This is a genomic window from uncultured Corynebacterium sp., assembly GCF_946998835.1.
GTDB lineage: Bacteria > Actinomycetota > Actinomycetes > Mycobacteriales > Mycobacteriaceae > Corynebacterium.
Genome location: NZ_CAMQAZ010000003.1, coordinates 1 through 19370, shown reverse-complemented (window position 1 = coordinate 19370; position 19370 = coordinate 1). Strand labels below are relative to the sequence as shown.

16 protein-coding genes are annotated in these 19370 nt (G+C 58.3%); 9 read left to right on the top strand and 7 right to left on the bottom strand.

What is annotated here, in order from left to right; genetic code table 11:
* Positions 1-46: 46 nt before the first annotated feature.
* The gene (locus tag Q0U90_RS01520) at positions 47-994 is read right to left on the bottom strand and encodes an L-lactate dehydrogenase (protein WP_297450629.1); all 948 of its coding nucleotides are present in this window, start codon (positions 992-994) and stop codon (positions 47-49) included.
* Between the two features lie 110 nt (positions 995-1104).
* Between Q0U90_RS01520 and Q0U90_RS01515 the strand changes: the two genes are divergently transcribed.
* From Q0U90_RS01515 to Q0U90_RS01505, 3 genes are all read left to right on the top strand, one after another.
* On the top strand, positions 1105-3057 hold the full coding sequence (locus Q0U90_RS01515) for an alpha/beta-hydrolase family protein (RefSeq protein ID WP_297450626.1): 1953 nt from the start codon (positions 1105-1107) through the stop codon (positions 3055-3057).
* 136 nt (positions 3058-3193) lie between these two features.
* Positions 3194-3790 carry a superoxide dismutase gene (locus Q0U90_RS01510; RefSeq protein WP_297450624.1) on the top strand — a complete coding sequence of 199 codons (597 nt, stop codon included), beginning with the start codon at positions 3194-3196 and terminating at the stop codon, positions 3788-3790.
* Between the two features lie 177 nt (positions 3791-3967).
* Entirely contained in the window at positions 3968-4813 is an 846-nt protein-coding gene (locus Q0U90_RS01505; RefSeq protein WP_297450621.1) for a crotonase/enoyl-CoA hydratase family protein, read from the top strand.
* 19 nt (positions 4814-4832) lie between these two features.
* On the opposite strand, the gene Q0U90_RS01500 is transcribed toward Q0U90_RS01505, so the two are convergent.
* Entirely contained in the window at positions 4833-6656 is a 1824-nt protein-coding gene (locus Q0U90_RS01500; protein WP_297450618.1) for a ribonuclease H-like domain-containing protein, read from the bottom strand.
* A gap of 175 nt (positions 6657-6831) precedes the next feature.
* Between Q0U90_RS01500 and Q0U90_RS01495 the strand changes: the two genes are divergently transcribed.
* From Q0U90_RS01495 to Q0U90_RS01485, 3 genes are all read left to right on the top strand, one after another.
* Positions 6832-7611, top strand: coding sequence for a DUF6474 family protein (locus Q0U90_RS01495; RefSeq protein ID WP_297450615.1), 780 nt, complete (start codon positions 6832-6834; stop codon positions 7609-7611).
* 171 nt (positions 7612-7782) lie between these two features.
* On the top strand, positions 7783-9546 hold the full coding sequence (locus Q0U90_RS01490) for an alkaline phosphatase D family protein (RefSeq protein WP_297450612.1): 1764 nt from the start codon (positions 7783-7785) through the stop codon (positions 9544-9546).
* 325 nt (positions 9547-9871) lie between these two features.
* Complete coding sequence (locus Q0U90_RS01485) at positions 9872-10225, top strand: Lsr2 family protein (protein WP_297450610.1); 354 nt, start codon at positions 9872-9874, stop codon at positions 10223-10225.
* A 223-nt stretch (positions 10226-10448) separates the two neighbouring features.
* On the opposite strand, the gene Q0U90_RS01480 is transcribed toward Q0U90_RS01485, so the two are convergent.
* The 3 genes from Q0U90_RS01480 to Q0U90_RS01470 form a co-directional block, all read right to left on the bottom strand.
* Positions 10449-11069, bottom strand: coding sequence for a TetR/AcrR family transcriptional regulator (locus Q0U90_RS01480; RefSeq protein WP_297450608.1), 621 nt, complete (start codon positions 11067-11069; stop codon positions 10449-10451).
* 347 nt (positions 11070-11416) lie between these two features.
* On the bottom strand, positions 11417-11710 hold the full coding sequence (locus tag Q0U90_RS01475; protein ID WP_297450605.1) for a GlsB/YeaQ/YmgE family stress response membrane protein: 294 nt from the start codon (positions 11708-11710) through the stop codon (positions 11417-11419).
* Positions 11711-12056: 346 nt separating this feature from the next.
* Positions 12057-12956 (bottom strand): universal stress protein, encoded by a 900-nt coding sequence (locus Q0U90_RS01470; RefSeq protein WP_297450602.1) that lies wholly within the window; start codon positions 12954-12956, stop codon positions 12057-12059.
* A gap of 295 nt (positions 12957-13251) precedes the next feature.
* Here Q0U90_RS01470 and Q0U90_RS01465 point away from each other — a divergent pair, with 295 nt between their 5' ends.
* From Q0U90_RS01465 to Q0U90_RS01455, 3 genes are read left to right on the top strand one after another with little or no spacing between them, the layout of a single operon-like run.
* Positions 13252-14271 (top strand): pseudouridine synthase, encoded by a 1020-nt coding sequence (locus tag Q0U90_RS01465; RefSeq protein ID WP_297450599.1) that lies wholly within the window; start codon positions 13252-13254, stop codon positions 14269-14271.
* A 39-nt stretch (positions 14272-14310) separates the two neighbouring features.
* Positions 14311-15105 carry an ABC transporter ATP-binding protein gene (locus tag Q0U90_RS01460; protein ID WP_297450595.1) on the top strand — a complete coding sequence of 265 codons (795 nt, stop codon included), beginning with the start codon at positions 14311-14313 and terminating at the stop codon, positions 15103-15105.
* A gap of 20 nt (positions 15106-15125) precedes the next feature.
* Positions 15126-17750 carry an ABC transporter permease gene (locus Q0U90_RS01455; protein ID WP_297450592.1) on the top strand — a complete coding sequence of 875 codons (2625 nt, stop codon included), beginning with the start codon at positions 15126-15128 and terminating at the stop codon, positions 17748-17750.
* A gap of 81 nt (positions 17751-17831) precedes the next feature.
* On the opposite strand, the gene Q0U90_RS01450 is transcribed toward Q0U90_RS01455, so the two are convergent.
* Entirely contained in the window at positions 17832-18275 is a 444-nt protein-coding gene (locus tag Q0U90_RS01450; protein ID WP_297450589.1) for a DUF2871 domain-containing protein, read from the bottom strand.
* A gap of 91 nt (positions 18276-18366) precedes the next feature.
* Positions 18367-19137: an SDR family NAD(P)-dependent oxidoreductase gene (locus tag Q0U90_RS01445; protein WP_297450586.1), complete on the bottom strand. Its 771-nt coding sequence runs from the start codon at positions 19135-19137 to the stop codon at positions 18367-18369.
* Positions 19138-19370: the final 233 nt, after the last annotated feature.

Sequence of the window (19370 nt, the reverse complement as noted above, 5' to 3'; positions counted from 1 at the left end):
GGCCGAAAGCGCATGTCGAGAAGACCTCTACTTTCGCTACCAGCACTTACTTCCAGAACGGATCTTGCACCTCACGGAGAGTCTGAACAGACTTATCCAGCTGCTCCTTTTCGTATTCGTCGAGCTCAAGCTCGATAACACGGCGGATACCTCGGCGGTTCACAATAGCCGGCGTACCGATGAAAACATCCTCATGGCCATACTCACCCTGCAGGTAAGCGGATACCGGCAGAGCCACCTCTTGGTTTTGGAAAATGGCGCGCGTGATGCGGGCCAGGCCCATACCGATTCCGTAGGAAGTGGAGCCCTTGGCATCAATAATCTCGTAGGCGGCATCGCGAGTGCGGATGAAGATGTTCTCCAGCTCGTCGTGAAGCGCGGGTTCATCGGCGAGCCGCTTGGACAGGCTGACACCTGCGACGTTAGCGCTCGACAGTACTGGCAGTTCCGAGTCGCCGTGTTCACCGATAATGTACGCGTGCACGCTCATCGGGGAAACATCGTAGTATTCGCCCAGCATGTAGCGGAATCGCGCAGTGTCCAGGATCGTGCCGGAACCGAAGACACGGTTGTGCGGCAGACCGGAGTACTTCCACGCGGCGTATGTGAGTACGTCGACGGGGTTGGAGGCAATGAGCAGCAGCCCATCAAAACCGCTGTCCATGACGGATTCGATGATGGACTTCATGATTTTCATGTTCTTGTCCACCAGCTGCAGGCGAGTCTCGCCGGGCTTTTGAGCCGCACCTGCGCAGATGACCACCAGCGCGGCATCGTCGCAGTCAGCGTATGTGCCCTGGGTGACCTTGGTGCGCGATGACGCCCACACCACGCCATGGTTTAAGTCCATGACGTTGCCCATCGTCTTCTTTTCATCGATGTCAATGATTGCCAAATGATCGACAGTGCCCTGATTGACCAGCGAGTACGCGTATGCCACGCCCACGTCGCCAGCGCCGATGAGTACGACCTTATTTCCTGTAGATAGCTTCATAGCTCTCGAATCCTTCTCAACCGATTCGGAAAAAGTGCGTCACCGACAGGCTACGCTCTGTGCGGACAACCGGCGCGGGATGAATGACCCCGGCAGAAAAATTTTTTGCCATGATGGGAGGCATGGGATTCCTGCGTCGCGCTGTTACTTCGATTGCGCCCTCGATTGCGTCTGCGAGCACCACACATGTAGCTCAGCCAAACGAGACCGCCAAGGCAGCGCGGGCAGGAATTGCAGGGCTAGCTGGCACGGCCAGCGCACTCGGCGCAGTTGGCACCGGCAGCTTAATGGCCGCCAACAAGGTCTTCCGCGAGCGTCTATTGGGCTCTGGGCCAGGAACTATCCGCAGCGCACTGCGAGCGGGCATTCCCTCCAACCCGGGTTTGATTGGTGCAGAAATTGCCTCATGGGCTGCCTTTAGCCCTTCGCTGATGCCACGTACTCGGACGGCTACTGTCACCGTGACCTTCACTGCACAGCTGGCAGGTCACGTCACCGGTGTGGCCGTCGGCTACGGCTACAACACGGTCCTGCGACGCCTAGCCCGCACTCCGCTCAGCCGCTTCGCACTGGCACCTCGGCACGAGCGCGCACTAGCAGTGACCTTTCACGTGGCCACAACGGCCACCACTGTGGCACTGTGGCTGCGCTCCATTTCGCAGCAGCGCGAAATCGGCAGATTGGTGGGCAAGGACGAGCAGGAATCGGCACGCAGTCAGCTCGCCTCTACGATGATTGCCAGTGGCCTCTACCTGACTACCCGCGGCCTGTCCGCACTGGCCAACCGCGGCTATGACCTGCTGCGGGACAACCTTCGCCCCTGGCTTCCCCGGGGGCTTGCCCCGGTTCTCAGCGGCGCCATCGTCGGCGGCGCGGTGGCCGCCAGCATTGACCAGCTGCTGGTCCGCCGCACCCTTGAGTCCATTGCCAAGAAGTCCCGCTACTTAAACACCCTGGTGGTTCCCGGCCGCATGCAGCCGTGGGAGCCGGAACGCTCCGGGAGTCCGTGGTCGCTGGAGCCGTGGTATGCCCTCGGCGCCGAGGGCCGAGTCTTTGTCGCCGAAGGTCCCCGCGCCCGGGATTTGGCAGCAGTCACCGGGAAACCGGTTACTGAGCTGCAGGAACCCATCCGTATTTATGCGGGCAAGGTGCCCGGCCGGTCACTTCGGGAACAGGCGGAGCTCATCATCCGCGAGATGCACCGCACCGGCGCTTTCCGGCGCGACCACTTGGTTGTCTTCACCACTACCGGCACTGGTTGGGTGCCACCATGGTCGTCACAGGCCGCAGAGTTCTTGACGCTGGGCAACTGCGCCACCGTCGCACTGCAGTACTCCGACCTCCCCTCGCCAGTGGCTTGGCTGACAGACCATGACACGCCGATTGCCGCTGGTCGCACACTTATTCATCGGGTACTGCAGGAAGTCGACAAGATGCCGGAGAACGACCGGCCAAAGGTCTATGTCGCCGGTGAATCCCTCGGCGGGTTCGGCGGTCTCGGCGCATTCGATGATTCAGCCGACATGCTCTCGCGTGTCGATGGCGCGGTCTGGACTGGCGCGCCGCAGTTCTCCGCGATGTGGAAAGAACTGACGCATCGTCGCACAAAGGGTTCGCCGGAAATCGCTCCGGTCATCGACGAGGGCCGAAACATCCGCTTCGCCACGCGCCCCGACGAGCTCTACCACTCCTTCTACGGCACCAAGTTCGGGCCGTGGGAGTTCCCGCGCGTCGCAATCCTGCAGCATGCCTCCGACCCCATCGTGTGGTGGGACTACCCCTTGGCCTGGCGCCGCCCAGATTGGCTTGCCGAGCGCGTCGGCCGCGACGTACTGCCGTCCATGCGCTGGTACCCGTTCGTCACGTTCTGGCAGGTGCTTATCGACGGCCTCGCGTCCGTCACTGTCCCGGGTGGTCACGGCCACCGATACGAGGAAGAAATGCTGCCCACATGGGCATCCATTCTCGACATTCCGCTTGACGACGACCTGGGTGGCGCGGCCGGGATGCGCTTCAAGCGCGTGAGTAAATGGATTCGCCGCAATCAGCCACCCCGTTCATAGACTTGTGACAATCACCTCTGAACAGTGCTTTTCGCTAATTTCGCACTAATTCTATTGTTTAATTGGTTGCGCATCCGCTCATCTTGAGTACCATCGACGGCACAACGTTAAAACGTGTTGAGGAGGAATTTTCCTAATGGCTAAGTACGAGCTTCCTGAGCTGGATTACGCTTACGACGCTCTGGAGCCGCATATCTCCGGCGAGATTATGGAGCTGCACCACAGCAAGCACCACGCTAATTACGTCAACGGTGCAAACGCTGCACTGGAGAAGCTCGCCGCTGCTCGCGAGTCCGGCGACTTCGCAGCTGTTACCGGCCTGTCCAAGGACCTGGCCTTTAACCTGGGTGGCCACACCAACCACTCCCTGTTCTGGAAGCTGCTGTCCCCGAACGGTGGCGGCCAGCCGACCGGTGAGCTGGCTGAGGCTATTGAGCGCGACTTCGGCTCTTTCGAGAAGTTCCAGGCTCACTTCAACGCTGCTGCCCTGGGCCTGCAGGGCTCCGGCTGGGCTGTTCTGGGCTACGACACCATCGCAGAGCGCCTGGTTATTGAGCAGATGACTGACCAGCAGGGCAACCTGTCCATCAACCTGAAGCCGGTTCTGCTGCTGGATATGTGGGAGCACGCTTTCTACCTGCAGTACAAGAACGTCAAGGCTGACTACGTCAAGGCTGTCTGGAACGTCTTCAACTGGGATTACGCTGCAGAGCTGTTCGCAGCTGCCAAGTAATCTGCTAATAAGCGCGCGGCTTTCTTACGCGTCCCTGTCGCGCGTTTTATTTGAGATGGCTTACCGGCTCGCTGACGGGGTTGTACCCTCAGCGGGTCGGTTTTTTATGTCCTGATTCTTGGTCACTTTTGACATTTCCAGGGCGGCACAGGTGGCCGTCGTTTAGCGTTAGTGCCCATGAGCACCAGCAATAACGTCACCGTCACCTATGAACACCTCGCCGTGGATAATGCCGAGGTGACAAAGATTGCCGTCGTCAGTTTGGACCGTGGGAATAAGCTGAACGGTCTCACACTAGAGATGCTGACCGAACTGTCCGCCGTCTCCCGGAAACTGGCGGCCGACCGCGATCTGCGGGGCGTGATTCTGCGCGGCGAAGGCAAGTCATTTTGTGCCGGACTGGATTTTGCCTCCGCGTTTAAGAAGCCCTCGCGTGTCCTGCGTTCATTTGTCCCCGATATTCACGGCACAAACTTGTTCCAGCGTGCCTGCTGGGACTGGAGTCGCCTACCAGTGCCGGTCATCGCGGCGGTTCATGGACACTGCTACGGCGGTGGGCTTCAAATTGCACTGGGTGCCGATTTCCGCATTACGACGAGCGACGCCAAGTGGTCAATCCTCGAAGCGAAATGGGGCCTGATTCCGGATATGTCCGGCATGCGCACCATCCTCGACGAGGTCAGCGCCGATACCGCACGCTGGCTGACCATGTCCGGCGAAGAGCTCAGCGGTGCGGACGCCACTGAGATTGGTCTGGCGACATGGACTGTCGAGACGGAAGCGGCCGCGCTTGACCTGGCCAAGGAGAAGCTAGCGCAGCTGGCGACACGTTCGCCGGATCAGCTGGCGGCGACGAAGCGACTCTTCCGCGATGTGCACCGCTCTCCGCGCGCTACATTCCGCGCCGAGCGCACTCAACAGCTGATTCTGCTAGCCCGCAAGAACACGACCATCATCCGCAATGCCGCAATGAAGAAGGTCTCACCGAAGTTTGCCCGGCGCGGCACGTGGGCTCGTGGTTAAGCCACGCGACTCAGTTCTGTTAGGGAACCGGCAGGTCATCGCCATGCGGCAGGTCCGCTGCCGCTTTCTGCGAATCCAGCCAGTCGCGGACGTGGGCAACCGAGCGGCAATCATCGCCGTTGTAGCGCAATAGCATGGCACGCGCCTCGGCTTGAGTCAGCTGTTCAAAGGACTGCTCCGCGACGAAGTCGAGGTCGGTGGCCGTCGCAATGCGGTACAGGTCGAGCGATGCCTCGCCATCGACATCGGCGTCGCGCCAATGGAATCCCGACCACGGTGCCACCACTTTAAGCCCCATACCGACGGTAGAAAGAATCTGGCGGCGGGCGACCTTCAGCATGTCCACCCACTCCTCCGAGTCAATGAACTGGTCCACTTCTTCGCGAGTCGGCACCCGCATAATCTTCGTGGGAGACCCTGGCACGGAACCGGAACCGGCCGCATTGCCCGCGGTCACATTCACCGCATTCGCAGGCACCACAAACTCCTGACCACCGAACCGGGTAGCGCTCTGGCGCAGCCAGTAGTTTTCTCCCTCAGCCGCCCAGCAGTAGGCGCGGAAAGTCTTAGCCTGCTCATGCGCTGCATTGCGGCGCCCCATCAGGTAATCCCAGAAAATGGCAAAATTCCTGGCCTCCGCCGTGCCACCTAGCCCCTCCGGCCCCGGCGGCTCCCAGGTGATGAATCCGCGGTAGTCCTCACCGGGTACCCATGTCCCCCACAGGTAGGCGCCATCGTTGGGGTACGCCTCCATATCGATGTCCATCTCAATATCGCCGCGCGGGGCCGATGTCTTGGTGGTTACCCGGAGCGCGTCGACGTCGGCAAGCCGCGCCCGCGCCATCCACACCTGTTCCTTGCTGACGTGTGGGGTGTTGGTACTCGCCTGCGCCAGCGCTGTGACCGTGTCGATACCCACACTGCGCAGCCGCATGGCCTTATCCCCCGGCAGCAGGAGGGAAATATCGTCGTGTGCGGTCAGCTCGTCGAAGCAAAAGTCGTGGTGACGGCAGGTTCGGCACTCCCGGATGCGTCGCGGCGCCAACGGCCAGGTCCCCGGCGTAAACCGCGATGGTCGGCCCTGTGAGGCAGCGACCGCATCCCCCGCGTCCCGCAGCGCCATTCGATACGACGCGACACGCGAGCCCTCATCGGCTATTACGATATGCCGGGTATCCAGGTTCATTCCCGTGGCACTGATTGCCCCCACCAGACCACAGGACACGCCCAGCCGGTGCAGCATCGCCGCCGCCTGCCCGAGCTCTACCGCGTCGGGCCCATAATGGCGCAGCTTCCACTCATCCGTGACAACCATCGCCTGACGCAGCGTCCGCCCCATCACACCGTCCCGTCCGAGCCGCTCCACGCCAAGCAGTCGCACCTGCATCGCCGCCGCACGCGCCGCATTGCTTGCCGACGGTGGCTTGCGCCGCCGGCCCTGTTTGCGCTCAGAGAGCAAATGTCGAGTGACAACGAGCACTGGCATATACGTCGGGGAGGTTGTCTGTGGCGCATCATCGACTTTGACCAGCAAATCAGGGTGACAAATCTCGTCGATTCCCGAGTACACGCCGCCGGGAATGGGGCGCTCGTGCAGGAGCACAGCACCGGCGATGACGTTTTCTCCGCGAGCGATGGCCTCAAGGGTATCCAGGTGGGCGTCCGGCCCTGGGGACACGGTGTAGAGACCGGGGATGGACGCAATGGACATCGGCAAGCGGTGCTCGCGGTGGGAAGCGGGTTCGACAAGCCGCCCCTCGCAGAAATCGAGGCTCAGCCGATAGCGGCAGCCGATGAGGTCACTCGCGTGGAGAAGCGGGCGCGAAACGGATGAATCAGTCACAATGAGAATTAGCGTATCGCCACTCGGTAGGAAGTTTCACGTTAAGCTTGGATGGCAAGAATCGTGATGCAGCCGCTGCATCTGGCAAGCGCGCTCCGGCGCGGTGGGGTTTTAAGGGTTTTCCCGCCCCTCCTTTCCGGAGGAACTATCTGCGAGCAACTAGGCGAAGGAAAAAATGAGCTTCTTGGGTGACATCCGTGAGCGTCGGCGCGAAACCGCCAAGCAGGTTAAGGCCGCCAAGGCGAAGGCCAAGGAAGAGGCTCGCCACGCGGCTCGGCTGAACCGAAAGGCACACAAGGCCGAGGTCAAAGCTGCGAAACGCGACCAGAAGCACCAGCACAAACTGGAGCTGAAGGAAGCCGCAAAACGCGTTCGTTCTGAGGAAAAGCTTGGCAAGAAGGAACTGAAGCTAGAAAACCGTGCGCTCAAGCGCGCGGAGAAGATGCGCAAGGCAAGCGTCAAGGACGAGAAGAGGGCTTTGGCCGCCAAGCAGCGCCACCAGGCCAAGATGGCGGAGAAGATCCTGGAACAGCAGCGCAACCAGGGCTTTACCAAGGACAAGGCGAAGTCGTGGATTGGCGGCGCCCGCCTGCTGGTACCGGTTCTGGTTCCGCTGGCTTATCGCGCCATCACCGCCGTTCAGCGCCGTGAGCACTCCGCGGTAGCGCAGAAGTTCGGCGTTTCCGCTGACGATGCCGCTCGTTACCAGGGGCACGGCGCACCGCTGCTCGCCCGCATTGAAGCCACTCGCGGTTCGCTGACGGAGCTGCGTAAGTCGGGAGCCAAGGGCACCGATGGTTTTATCAAGGACGCTAACTCGCGTTTGGACGTTATGGCTGATGCAATTAACGCCGCTGAGAAGATGACTCCGGAGCAGCGTCGTCGCGCGCACCACTCCATTACTGCAGAGCTGGACTCCCTGGACCGCCAGATTATCTCGGAGCTGGGCGCGTAGGCCTAACCGCCTCGCCCCCTGGCCGCTTCGACACATCGAGCCGCGCGGGGCTGTTATAGGGGGGCAGCAACAGCCACTCCTTCGCTTTTTGCACCCCCGTATCGGGCTAATTGCCTCGGCTTGTATCTCTTCCGATAGCGCGATTGTCGGGGAGCCCTTGTAATTAGGGCTATGCCATCTTCAGATAAAGCTCAGACTGCAGCCTCGAACCTGAACGGCACAGTCTCAAACGGCGACGCAACAGCCCAGAAGCCTTTTACTCCTTCTCGTCGTGCCGTACTGCGTGCCGGCGCCACCGGTGCAGCTGTCGGTGCTATTGGCCTGGCAACTGCTACTGATGCAGCGGCCAATATGGAATCCCAGCCGCAGCCGCCCGCCGATGCTGCCGGCTCCAGTGATTTCCCGGTCTTCCAGCACAGCGTGGCCTCTGGCGACCCACTGCCGGACTCTGTTCTTATCTGGACCCGCGTTACCTCGCACCCAGGCGATACCGCAGGTGCTAACCAGGGGCGTCCAGTTGCCCTGAAGTGGGAAGTTGCTTCTGATGAGGGTTTTGGCAACATCGTTGCCTTCGGCGCCCTGAACACCGACCCGGATGCTGACAACACCGTCAAGATTGATGTCAAGGGTCTCGCCGCAGATTCGCACTACTTCTACCGGTTTACCGTTACCGCTGGTGACTACGCTGGTCAGGTCTCCCCGATTGGCAAGACTCGTACTGCGCCGCCGGTCAACTCTTCGCCGGACCACCTGGGAATCGCGTTGACTTCCTGCGCTAACTGGGAAAGCGGCTTCTTCTCCGCGTACCGCGATATGGCGGACAATGACCGCATCGACATCATTATGTGTGTCGGCGACTACATCTACGAGTACGAGGCTGGCGGTTACTCCGGCAAAGGCCCGGTTCGTGACCACAAGCCGGAGCACGAGATTATCTCTCTGGCCGATTACCGTCTGCGCTACGCCACCTACCGCACTGATGCGGACCTGCAGGAAGCCCACCGTGCAAAGCCGTGGATTGTGACCTGGGATGACCACGAGGTTGCCAACGATGACTGGCACAGCGGTGCTGAGAACCACGACCCGGAGACCGAGGGTGACTACTTCGCCCGCCGCGATGCCGCTATCCAGGCTTACCTGGAGTGGCTGCCGGTCCGTGCTGTCCCGTTCTCGGAGGGCGGCAAGCTCTACCGCAGTTTCCGCTTCGGCGATCTCGCCGATCTGACCATGCTGGATCTGCGCACCTACCGTGATGAGCAGCTGAAGTTCATCCGCGCTGGCCAGACCGATGATCAGAGCCGCACCATGCTCGGCTCTGAGCAGCTCAACTACCTGCTCGGCCAGTGGCGCTCCTCTAGCGCAAAGTGGCGTGTCGTGGGCAACTCCGTCATGTTCACCCCGGTACTGATTCCACCGCTGGATCCAGAGGCCACTCGCGCTGTCACCGAGCTGTTGGGCCTGCCGCAGGACGGTCTGCCGTACAACCTCGATCAGTGGGATGGCTACGCTGCTGAGCGCCGCAAGCTCATCAACATCATGGGCCAGGAAGGCTACGACAACATCGTCTTCCTCACCGGCGACATTCACTCCTCCTGGAGCTGCAACGTGCCGCAGGTTCCAGGCCAGTACCCGCGCGCTGGCATTGCTGCCATGGAGATTGTCTGTACTTCCGTCAGTGCCCCGAACATCGACGACATCGTAAAGCTGCCGCAGGACAACCCAATTTCTCTGGCCGCAACCGCTGGCCTCAAAGCTGCGAATCCGTACGTCAACTACCTCGAGTTCGACCGCCACGGCTACACCGCTGTTTACTTTGGCCGCGAGGACATTATCGCTGAGTACCGGCTGCTCGAGGTCAAGGAAGTGCCGGACCAGCCGCTGCGCGTCGCTGCAATCTTCCGCGGCAAGCCTGGTCAGGGCTTGGCTCCGGCTTAAAGTCTCGCGCTTTTCGCTTTACGACGATTACCGAGAACGCACCCCTTTATCACCCTCGGCCGCGTAGTTGCTGTTCAGACTGGCCCTGCACGATATACAGGGCCAGTTTTCTTTTCCCAATTACCCAGCACAATTAATCGAATTATTAACAAACCATGTATTTAATATAAGTTGCGCAATCTAGCTAAATTATCGCCAATGGACATTAAAATTCTTTGCACTTATACTGTTGGGGAATAGAAATCGGACTTGATATTAAAGTGAAGTTTCACTATCAGTTTTCTTTATTATTACAAGTCCAACCCCAGTTTTAGACAGGAATTCTATGGCACGCCGCGAACTAATTCAGTACATTGACGACCTCGACGGGACGCCCCTTGATTCTGATGACCACCAGGTCGTTCGTTTCTCTTTCCGCGGAAAGAACTACATCCTCGACCTTTCCCAGGAAAATGCGGAGAAGTTTGAACAGGTATTAGAACCGTATATTGCCAAGGCCACTATTGACCACAGCACGGTTGTTGCTCCGCGTAAGCGCACCTCCACCAACCCCAACGCTGCCGAGGCCCGTGACCGCAACCGCAAGATTCGTCAGTGGGCACGGGAGAATGGCCTGGAAGTAGCGGACCGTGGTGCGCTGCCGAAGTCCATTATTGAACAGTATGAGAGCGCTAACTAGCTTCTCAATTCATTGATTTTTCATCGGGCTTCGTCTGGTCCCATTGGTATGCTGGAACCAAAGCGGTGGAAATCAACAACCGAAACTCGCATTGGCCCGCGATTGCCAGCCATAAACCCAGCCGCTAACTTGCATTGCGGCAAGTGGGTTTAAATTGGGGCGTGCAATTTAACTCGCTAAAGAAATCGCCCTGATATGGCAGGCACTGATTCAAATTAAGTAATTACGTGACCAGGTCGCGGGCGAGATCACGCGCCATCTGCAGCGGGTTTAAGTCCTTGGACATCTTGGCGCCAGCAAGACCACCATCGAGGTAGAGCAGCAGCATATTTGCGTGGGCTGATGGCATGCTGCAGCCATTTTCAGCCAGCAGCGTGTGTAGTTGCTGCCACACCCAGGCACGGTGATCAGCTGCAGCCTGACGGATATCCTGCTCTGACTCCGTTTCCGGTCGCGGGTATTCACTTGCCGCATTTTGGAAGTGGGAGCCACGGAAGTCAATCGCAGGCTGCTCCGCAATACACTGATCGAAGAAAGCGAGAATCTTCTCTGCCGGGGTATCCAACGACTCCACTCGCTGCTCCCAGGCCTCGCGCCACTTGGTGTCCAGGTCTTGCAGATAGGCGATGACTAGCTTGTCCTTGGAACCGAACAGCGAGTAAAGGCTGGCTTTGGCGACATCGGCTTCCCGAAGGATGCGATCGATACCGACAACACGAATGCCTTCCGTTGTAAACAGAGTTGTCGCGGAGGCCAGAAGGCGCTCCCGCGGACTAGGCCGGTTACGGCGGCGAGACGAAGCTCGGCCGCCTTTTGCGCCCTTGCCCGTTGTCGCTTCTGCCACGGCAGTACCTCTCGTCCTTCCAAAGTCGCACCCTGTTCTAGCAGCTGCTTTCTCGCGAGTTCTGCAAACCAAGCCAATGCTTTGTTGTCATTGAACAGGGTGTTCGTAGTCTGTGATATTCCATTGTAGGCGTATCCGCGACTGTGATTTTGTAAAAGAACAAACTAGTCGGTCTTAGAGCCTCTAGTCCTACTTTAGCGTGCGAGGTTTGCTGCCCCAACAGATACCGGGGGAATCTCGGAAAGCAATCTCGCCACAACTGCACAGGAGCTGCACAACAAAAAGGGGCATCCCACTGTTTATGGGATGCCCCGCGCTCTAATCGCGCTGTGTATTCAATTACTTGGTTACTTGCGCTTCTGAATCATGCCAACAATCCACAGCAGAATTACCGCGCCGATTAGACACGTGAGGAAGCTGAAGAACTTTCCACCACCGGCGACATCAACACCAAACAGGGTGAGCAGCCAACCGCCGAGAAAACCACCGACGATACCGACGACGATATTCAGGGTGATACCCATCTGCTCATCGGTGTCCATGATCTTAGAGCCAATCCAACCGGCAAGACCACCGATGATGATCCAGCTGATGAAGCCCATAGTGGGAGTAAATGTTGCAGCAAGAAGAATCTCGTTCATGATAGATATTCCTTTCCCGAAATCGTTCTGACTCAACTATAAGTCTTTCCAAAATATCTTGCACCCACTACAAGCATCATCACAGTATTTTGGACACGGGGAAACCAGCTAGATAACAGACGGATAACTACACGGAACCTCTTATGGAGCCTGTAATTTCTGCATGAAAACAAGGTTTATGCAGCCGAGAGGCCCCATTTCCGCAAAACCAAAGCCGGCCTCCGATGACTATCGGAAACCGGCTAGGTTCTACTTATAAATATTCGGTAACGGTTTCTGCGCACAGCGCCAAACGCGACTTCGCAGATGGCACCGTGTCGTTTCCCGGCTGCTCCAGGAAGACGATTTAGGCGTCAGTCTCCGGACGGACAACCATCATCGGGCAAGCGGCTGCCTGCAGCAGTGCACGCGAGGTGGAGCCGAGCAGCATGCCCTTGAAACCACCGCGGCCGTGGCTACCGACGACCAGCAGCTGAGCGCCCTCCGACGCATCGGCCAGTGCACGAACCGGACGGTCCCGGGTGACAACCTTCTTGATAGCGACATCCGGGTACTTCTTAGCGAACTTCTCCAGGCGGTGGCCGAGCAGAGCCTTCTGCTCGTCTTCCACAACCTGCCACTGGCTCTGAGCTGCAGACAGACCAGCCAGAGAAGCCTGTACCTGCATGTCCATCCAGGTGTGAACCGCAATCAGCTCTGCACCACGGGCATCGGCCTCACGGAATGCGTACTCCGTTGCCTTCTCTGAGATGTCGGAGCCGTCGACACCGACAACGACCGGGCCGTACTTGGTCTCATCAGTGACCAGGTTGTCCTCGCGGACAACAACAACCGGGCACGATGCGTGGGAAACAACAGCGGCGGAAACGGAACCCATGACCATGCCGGAGAGACCGCCCAGGCCACGGGAGCCCATAACCACCATGGTTGCCTGCTCGGACAGGTCGAGCAGCATGTCAATCGGGCTGCCCTCTTCAATCTGGTGGCTGACATCTACCGACGGAGCGAAGTCGAGGGCAATCTTCTTGGCCTCATTAATCTTCTCCAGGGTCTCGGCCTCAAGATCGTCGTAAAGCTCCTGCGGCGGAACCATGCCCTCTGCGTAGAGGAACTGCGGCATAGAGTAGCTGCTGACCAGACGGAGCGGCTCACCGCGCTTGACTGCGGTGTTTGCGGCCCACTTGACGGCGGTCTTGGATGCCTCTGAGCCATCGACCGCGCACACAATGATGTTCTGCCTTGGCATTGATTGCCTCCTTATTATGCGATCCATAAAAATTGGCTCTCCGCGGCCCGACTGCAACGCAGCTACACCTATCGCACCTGCTTGGATGCCATTTTAATGGACAAGCTCTGCTATTTAGCCGGCCCTTCCGAGCCGACCTTTTTGTTACTTTCACCTCCACCCTACCCCCATTATGTTGAGATCAACAGGTCAAAATGTTGGCTATCTATGCCATTGAGGGCGATGCCAACACGACCGCGCACTAGCAGCTCTGCTGGCATCAGATGCATCCGGGTCACCTGTTAGAGTCAGCCCTATGCGTCGCATGCCACTGCCCATTCGCGATGGGCTCAACCCATCCCGCATCGCTGCTCCCGGGCGCCGTGGCGATGCCCCCACCCGTGCGTGGAATCTCCTCGCGGAGGCTATTAAAGGCCAAACACACCGCCACCCGGACGACAATGAAGCTGCCGTGGCCAAGCGTTTTGCAGATGGGCTCGTCGTTCGCGCCAACTCGGTACCGTACAGCCCGGATGACATGGTGAAGCCCGGCGCGGAAATGTGGTTTTACCGCACTCCGGCACCGGAGCGCACAATCGCGGGGCCGATGCCGATTGTCTTTCAGGATGACAACCTTGTGGTCGTCGACAAGCCGTCGTTTTTGGCAACGATGCCGCGCGGCCGACACATTACGGAGACCGCCGTGGTGCGCCTGCGGCGGGAGTTGGGGAATCCGGAGTTGGTTCCCGCGCATCGGCTCGACAGGCTGACGTCAGGGTTGCTCATCTTCACCGCCCGACGCGAGGTTCGTGGCGCTTACCAGGGGCTTTTCGCATCTGGAGAGGTCACTAAGCGCTATCACGCGCTGACGTCGCCCACGCCTGGCACCGGCGCGGCCGTGGGAACTCTTCCCGAAGCCCCGCTGGAACTGCGCACACGACAGCACAAGATTGCCGGCCAGATGCAGGCCTACACTCTCGAGGGCGAGCCGAACGCTCACACCATCGTCGAACGCATTTCGCTTGTCGACGTGCCTTCGGACGCCGACGGCCTCGCTGCCGACAGTGGGCGCGTTGCGCTGTGGCAGTTGAAACCGATTACAGGACGTACGCATCAGCTGCGGCTACATTTGAGCGAGCTGGGCTTTCCCATCCTGGGTGACCAGTACTATCCGGAGATTCAGCCGCTGGAAGCCGAGGATGTCTCAGAGCCCCTGCACTTGGTCTGTGTGGAAATGAGTTTTGCGGACCCCGTAACAGGTGAGCAGCGTACGTTCCATTCCCGTCGCAGCGTGTTTAATCCGCTTTCGCTGCCGGATATGACCGATATTGATTAGACGTATAAGACCAGTAGTTAGAAGAGAGCCCTTTCCCCCATGTCTGCTAAACATGCAAAGCCATCTGCTAAAACCTCCGCTAGTTCTTCTTCTGAGCACTCCGCCACGCAGGCAGCCGCATACGCTGAGGGGCTAACCAAGAAGTACGGCATCGGCAATGCCGCAGTTACCGCACTAGACCATGTTGATATCTCTTTTGCCGCCGGTGAGTTCACCGCGATTATGGGTCCGTCTGGATCCGGCAAGTCGACATTGATGCACTGTATGGCCGGCTTGGACTCCGCGACGTCGGGAAGCGCGTACATCGGCACTACGGAGCTGTCGAAGCTGTCCGACAAGGAAATCACTGCCCTGCGGCGTGACCGGCTGGGCTTTGTGTTCCAGTCGTTTAACCTGGTGCCGACGTTGACCGCGGCAGAGAACATCACCTTACCCATCGATATCGCTGGTCGGAAGGTGGATAAGCAGTGGTTCGAGGAAGTCACCACGCGTCTTGGCCTGAAAGAGCGGCTTTCGCACCGCCCAGCGGAACTATCCGGTGGCCAGCAGCAGCGTGTTGCCTGTGCGCGCGCCATTGTCAGCCGGCCGGAGATTATCTTCGGCGACGAACCGACGGGCAACTTGGATTCGAACTCCTCCCGCGAGGTGCTGACAATCCTCCGCGATGCGGTTGATGACATTGGCCAGACCGTTGTCATTGTGACGCATGATGCCACCGCCGCGTCTTATGCAGACCGCGTGGTCTTCCTCGCCGACGGTCACGTGGTTGGAGAACTCCGCAATCCCACGCCCGCCGATATTTTGGCGCGCATGGCAGATATTGAAAATCTTTAGGAAGGCAGGTCATCTCCCTCATGGCATCATCGTCTTCCACGCTGGGCCGCGTCGCCTGGCGAAATATCACTGCACACAAGTTGCGCCTTGTGCTCACTATCATTTCGGTCGTACTGGGCACGGCCTTCATCACCGGCGCTTTCGTGTTCACGTCCTCGCTGGATAAAGCCTTTAAAGGCGCGCTCAGTACCGCTTATGACGGCATCGACGTGGTGGTCACGGCCCCGGCGGACAATCCCGCGGCGCTCACCACCGAACTCGAGCAGGAAGTCGAAGACTTCCCCGGGGTGCGCGCCCTCAACATCGGCAATCCCAGCAACAGCATCACTGCCACGGGAGCCGACGGTAAGCCGATTCAAACCAATGGCTCGCCATCGATGGGGCTTCCCTACTATCCGTCGGCCGAAGCGGTGGGCAACAAAGTTACCGTCACCGAGGGGCGCGTGCCCGAAGCTCCAGGTGAGGTGGTCATTAACTCCGCGACCGCCGAGCTCGGCAACCTCCACGTCGGCTCTGAAATCAAAGTGGCCACCCGCCTCGACCAGGCGACGGTGAAGGTCGTCGGCATCGCCGATACCTCCATCGATGAAACTGGCTATCTCGCGGTCTTTTTCACTCAGAATCAGTGGCGAGACCTCTACGGTGAAGACGGCCACGTAGACATGTTCACTCTCGCTGCCGATTCCTCTACTGATGCCGCCACGCTCACCCGCGACGTCGCGGCTGCATTCCCCGACCTCAAGGTAGAGGCCGGCTCTAAACTCGCCGACGAGGCCTCCGAACGAGTCTCCTCAGCCTTGAGCTTTGTCAATTACTTCCTCATCGCCTTCGGGCTCATTGGCCTGCTGGTCGGCATTTTCATCATCTCCAACACCTTCACCATGCTGGTCACTCAGCGTATGAAGGAATTCGCTCTCCTCCGCGCGCTCGGCGCTTCGCGACAACAGCTCACTGCGTCCGTCCTACTGGAAGCACTCATTGTTGGCCTCATTGGTTCCGCACTGGGGGTAATCACGGGATTCGGACTGAGCCAGGGACTATTCCTGCTTCTCGATGCAATGAATATCTCCATGCCCAGCGACGGCCTGACATTCGAACCAGTGGCAATCATCGTGCCCCTTATTGTCGGCGTGGTCATCACCATGATTGCCGCCTGGACACCAGCCGCCCGCGCTGGCGCTGTACCACCAGTGGAGGCCATGCGCTCTGGGGATCAAACTACTAACAACAGTCTTGGTGCCCGGACGTGGACCGGCGCTGTGCTGGCCTCCGCTGCTATCGCAATCATTGCCTGGGCGCTGCAGTGGAATGATGCGGACACCAACACCCGCGCCATTTTCGTGGGCATCGGGGCAGTGTTGGCCGTCGCCTCTATCTGGCTTGTCGGCCCCGCGCTGTCCATGCCTCTACTCGGAGGGCTGGGACGCGTTCTCGGGGCGCCTTTTGGAACCGTCGGCAAGCTGGCGGCGACCAATTCCCACCGCAATCCGCGCCGAACCGGAACCACCTCGTTTGCATTAACGCTCGGGCTTGCACTGGTGACCGCAATTGGCATGTTCGGCGTGTCCATGAAAACGGCGATTACCGAATGGTCAGAGACCAATCTGACGGCAGACTTTGTGCTCTCGCCCCCTCTGTCCGCGCATTCGGCTTTGCCCCTCGGTATCGAGGATGCGGTGAAGGATATCGATGGTGTAGAGGACACCGCGACGTTCTCGATTGGTGCATTTCTGGTTGTCTCGCCTGCTGAAGCCGCCGCACTGACGGAATCCATGCCCGAGCAACTCGAGGGTGGCCCGGAAGGTGGCGATGCATCTGTGTTCAATGGTGACGTTGCCAAGTGGTACGGCACCCACGCCGTTCAGGGCTCTCTCGATTTGGCCGAGCCGGATGCGGGCATTGTCATCAGTGAATCGACGGCTCAGAAGAATCGATGGCAGGTTGGCACCGAACTCGCAGTAGTCGCTAAGAGTGGCGTCGTGAAGTTCCCCGTCACCGGTATCTTTGCCGAAACTGGTGACCCCGGCCAGTCCATCATCATCTCCGATGCGGCCATCCATAAGCACATCAACAGCAGGCTTATCCTGCCCTTCCAGACCTACGTCGATGTCTCCGATTCCATTGCTGCTAACAGCGATTCTATGGATGAGATGAAGCACAAGCTTAGCGACGCAGTTGCGGACTACCTCGTGGTACAGGTGATGACTGCGAAGGAGTTTGCGGGCATGGCCAATGCCTCTATCGATGTCATGTTGGGAATTGTCTACGCGCTGCTGGCATTGGCGGTCATCATTTCGATTTTGGGCATTATCAATACTGTTGCGCTCTCAGTTGTCGAGCGTCGCCAAGAGATTGGCATGCTTCGAGCCGTCGGTATGCAGCGTTCGGGAATTCGCCGCATGATTCGTCTGGAGTCTGTAGAAATCTCTATTTTCGGCGCAGTTGTGGGTATTGTCCTCGGCCTATTCCTTGGTTGGTCGCTGCTGACCGTGCTGGAAGATGAAGGCTTGAATACTATCGTGGTGCCGTGGCTGCAAATCGTGTTTATGCTGCTAGGTTCCGCGCTTGTAGGAGTTATTGCGGCTCTTGGACCTGGTCAGAAAGCCGCGAAGACGCCGCCGCTCGCAGCTATTGCGGACGAATAGACCTCGATAAACGAAAGCGCCCCGTGCAGATACTGTTTCTGCACGGGGTTTCTTGCGCTGTAACTTTTTATGTGGGAGCGCTTATGCGGCGACGTTTGCCTTGCGGATGTCTCGCTCACGATTCTTCAGCGCCTTATTGAGCAGCATAAAGAACCACACAAAACCGACCGTCAGAATAATATGGCCGAGGCCGGCAATTCCCGAGTACATCGCGCCCCAAGCCTCCGGGCCGGAAACAATGTGGACGATGCCATTTGCCGTCATCATGCCGATTGTCCAAACAATGCCAACATTCTGGACAATGAACCAACGATCAAAGCCCTTGACCGCTGAGATATTAAACTGGCCGTCCAATGCCAACGCAATCAAGAAAAAGAGTGTGCCAAGCACTAGGAAATGAGTGTGCAGCGTATTGAGCTGCGTTTTATCCGCGAAATCCATCGCACGGGTGAACTCACGATAGAAAACGCCGGAGAATAGACCAAAACCAAGATAGACCGAAGCAGCAGTGAATAACTTACGCATGCCTCGTAGCCTACTCAGATAACACTGGTTTCTAAATGGATTAAACCCAGGGGGTTATACAAAAGTTTGATACGCCGAATTCGAATGCGAATCACACCAGACTCGCCAATCGCACAATTACACCCGCCGGCAGAATTCTAAATGCTGCCATTACCAGGCTATATACACCGGGAGTCACTTCTGCGCGTCCCCGCTCGGCCGCACGCAACGTTCGCCTCACCAAATACTTGACGCTCTGCACTGGCATAAGCCGTAACTTCGCCGACGCCGCTTGCTTTACGACGTCGCGGAGAGCCTGGGTCCGAATCTTACCCGGGTAACAAATGGTGACAGTTACTCCATAGGGCTTCAATTCCTCTCGGAGACTCAAACCCCAATGCCGAATGAAAGCTTTCGAAGCTGTATACACCGCCAATCCCGGCGTCGGCGCTAAGGCTGAGATTGATGACACCAGAATAATGTGGCTGTCTTTCTCAAAGAGAGTTCGTAGTGAATACACCGCCGACACAGTGCCACGAATATTCGTGTGAATCATTTGGTCGGCTTGCGAGAAACTTTGTTCATCAACAGAGCCATAGTCAGCCTGAGCCGCATTGAGAATTAAATAGGCAATTGATGCTCGATTTGCTTGAGCATAGTTGAAAAGACTTTCCCCAAAACTATCTACAGATTGATCGAAAGCTATCTGCCGATAACGGGGTCCACGATGCGTTGAGACTCCCTGCTTATCAGCAGCGACAGTGCGCATTCCAGTACGAGAAATACACCAAATCTCATCTAAATCCGGACGAGCCCCGCCCAGCTGTTTGGCAAATTCGGCACCTATACCCCGAGATGCGCCAGTAACGATTCCAACCCGCATGCACATAAAGATACCGCTCGCCGTCAGCGGCTAGGCCAACTGAACTAGCAGTAGACCTGAAAGCTCATTCCAAGAAATGCAGAACTATCATGCGCGATACATAATAAACGGCATTCACCCGTGGGTAAACAAAAAGTGTGGGGCGCGGTCCCCCACCCCCACAACAACAAGGAGGTAGGCAACCACGCCCCACACACACAATAAACTTTTATGCCGGCGGCGACCTACTCTCC

Bases quoted from the DNA above. Each gene is read 5' to 3' on its own strand.
- Q0U90_RS01520 (WP_297450629.1), bottom strand. From the start codon at position 994: ATGAAGCTATCTACAGGAAATAAGGTCGTACTCATCGGCGCTGGCGAC.
- Q0U90_RS01515 (WP_297450626.1), top strand. From the start codon at position 1,105: ATGATGGGAGGCATGGGATTCCTGCGTCGCGCTGTTACTTCGATTGCG.
- Q0U90_RS01510 (WP_297450624.1), top strand. From the start codon at position 3,194: ATGGCTAAGTACGAGCTTCCTGAGCTGGATTACGCTTACGACGCTCTG.
- Q0U90_RS01505 (WP_297450621.1), top strand. From the start codon at position 3,968: ATGAGCACCAGCAATAACGTCACCGTCACCTATGAACACCTCGCCGTG.
- Q0U90_RS01495 (WP_297450615.1), top strand. From the start codon at position 6,832: ATGAGCTTCTTGGGTGACATCCGTGAGCGTCGGCGCGAAACCGCCAAG.
- Q0U90_RS01490 (WP_297450612.1), top strand. From the start codon at position 7,783: ATGCCATCTTCAGATAAAGCTCAGACTGCAGCCTCGAACCTGAACGGC.
- Q0U90_RS01485 (WP_297450610.1), top strand. From the start codon at position 9,872: ATGGCACGCCGCGAACTAATTCAGTACATTGACGACCTCGACGGGACG.
- Q0U90_RS01475 (WP_297450605.1), bottom strand. From the start codon at position 11,710: ATGAACGAGATTCTTCTTGCTGCAACATTTACTCCCACTATGGGCTTC.
- Q0U90_RS01470 (WP_297450602.1), bottom strand. From the start codon at position 12,956: ATGCCAAGGCAGAACATCATTGTGTGCGCGGTCGATGGCTCAGAGGCA.
- Q0U90_RS01465 (WP_297450599.1), top strand. From the start codon at position 13,252: ATGCGTCGCATGCCACTGCCCATTCGCGATGGGCTCAACCCATCCCGC.
- Q0U90_RS01460 (WP_297450595.1), top strand. From the start codon at position 14,311: ATGTCTGCTAAACATGCAAAGCCATCTGCTAAAACCTCCGCTAGTTCT.
- Q0U90_RS01455 (WP_297450592.1), top strand. From the start codon at position 15,126: ATGGCATCATCGTCTTCCACGCTGGGCCGCGTCGCCTGGCGAAATATC.
- Q0U90_RS01450 (WP_297450589.1), bottom strand. From the start codon at position 18,275: ATGCGTAAGTTATTCACTGCTGCTTCGGTCTATCTTGGTTTTGGTCTA.
- Q0U90_RS01445 (WP_297450586.1), bottom strand. From the start codon at position 19,137: ATGCGGGTTGGAATCGTTACTGGCGCATCTCGGGGTATAGGTGCCGAA.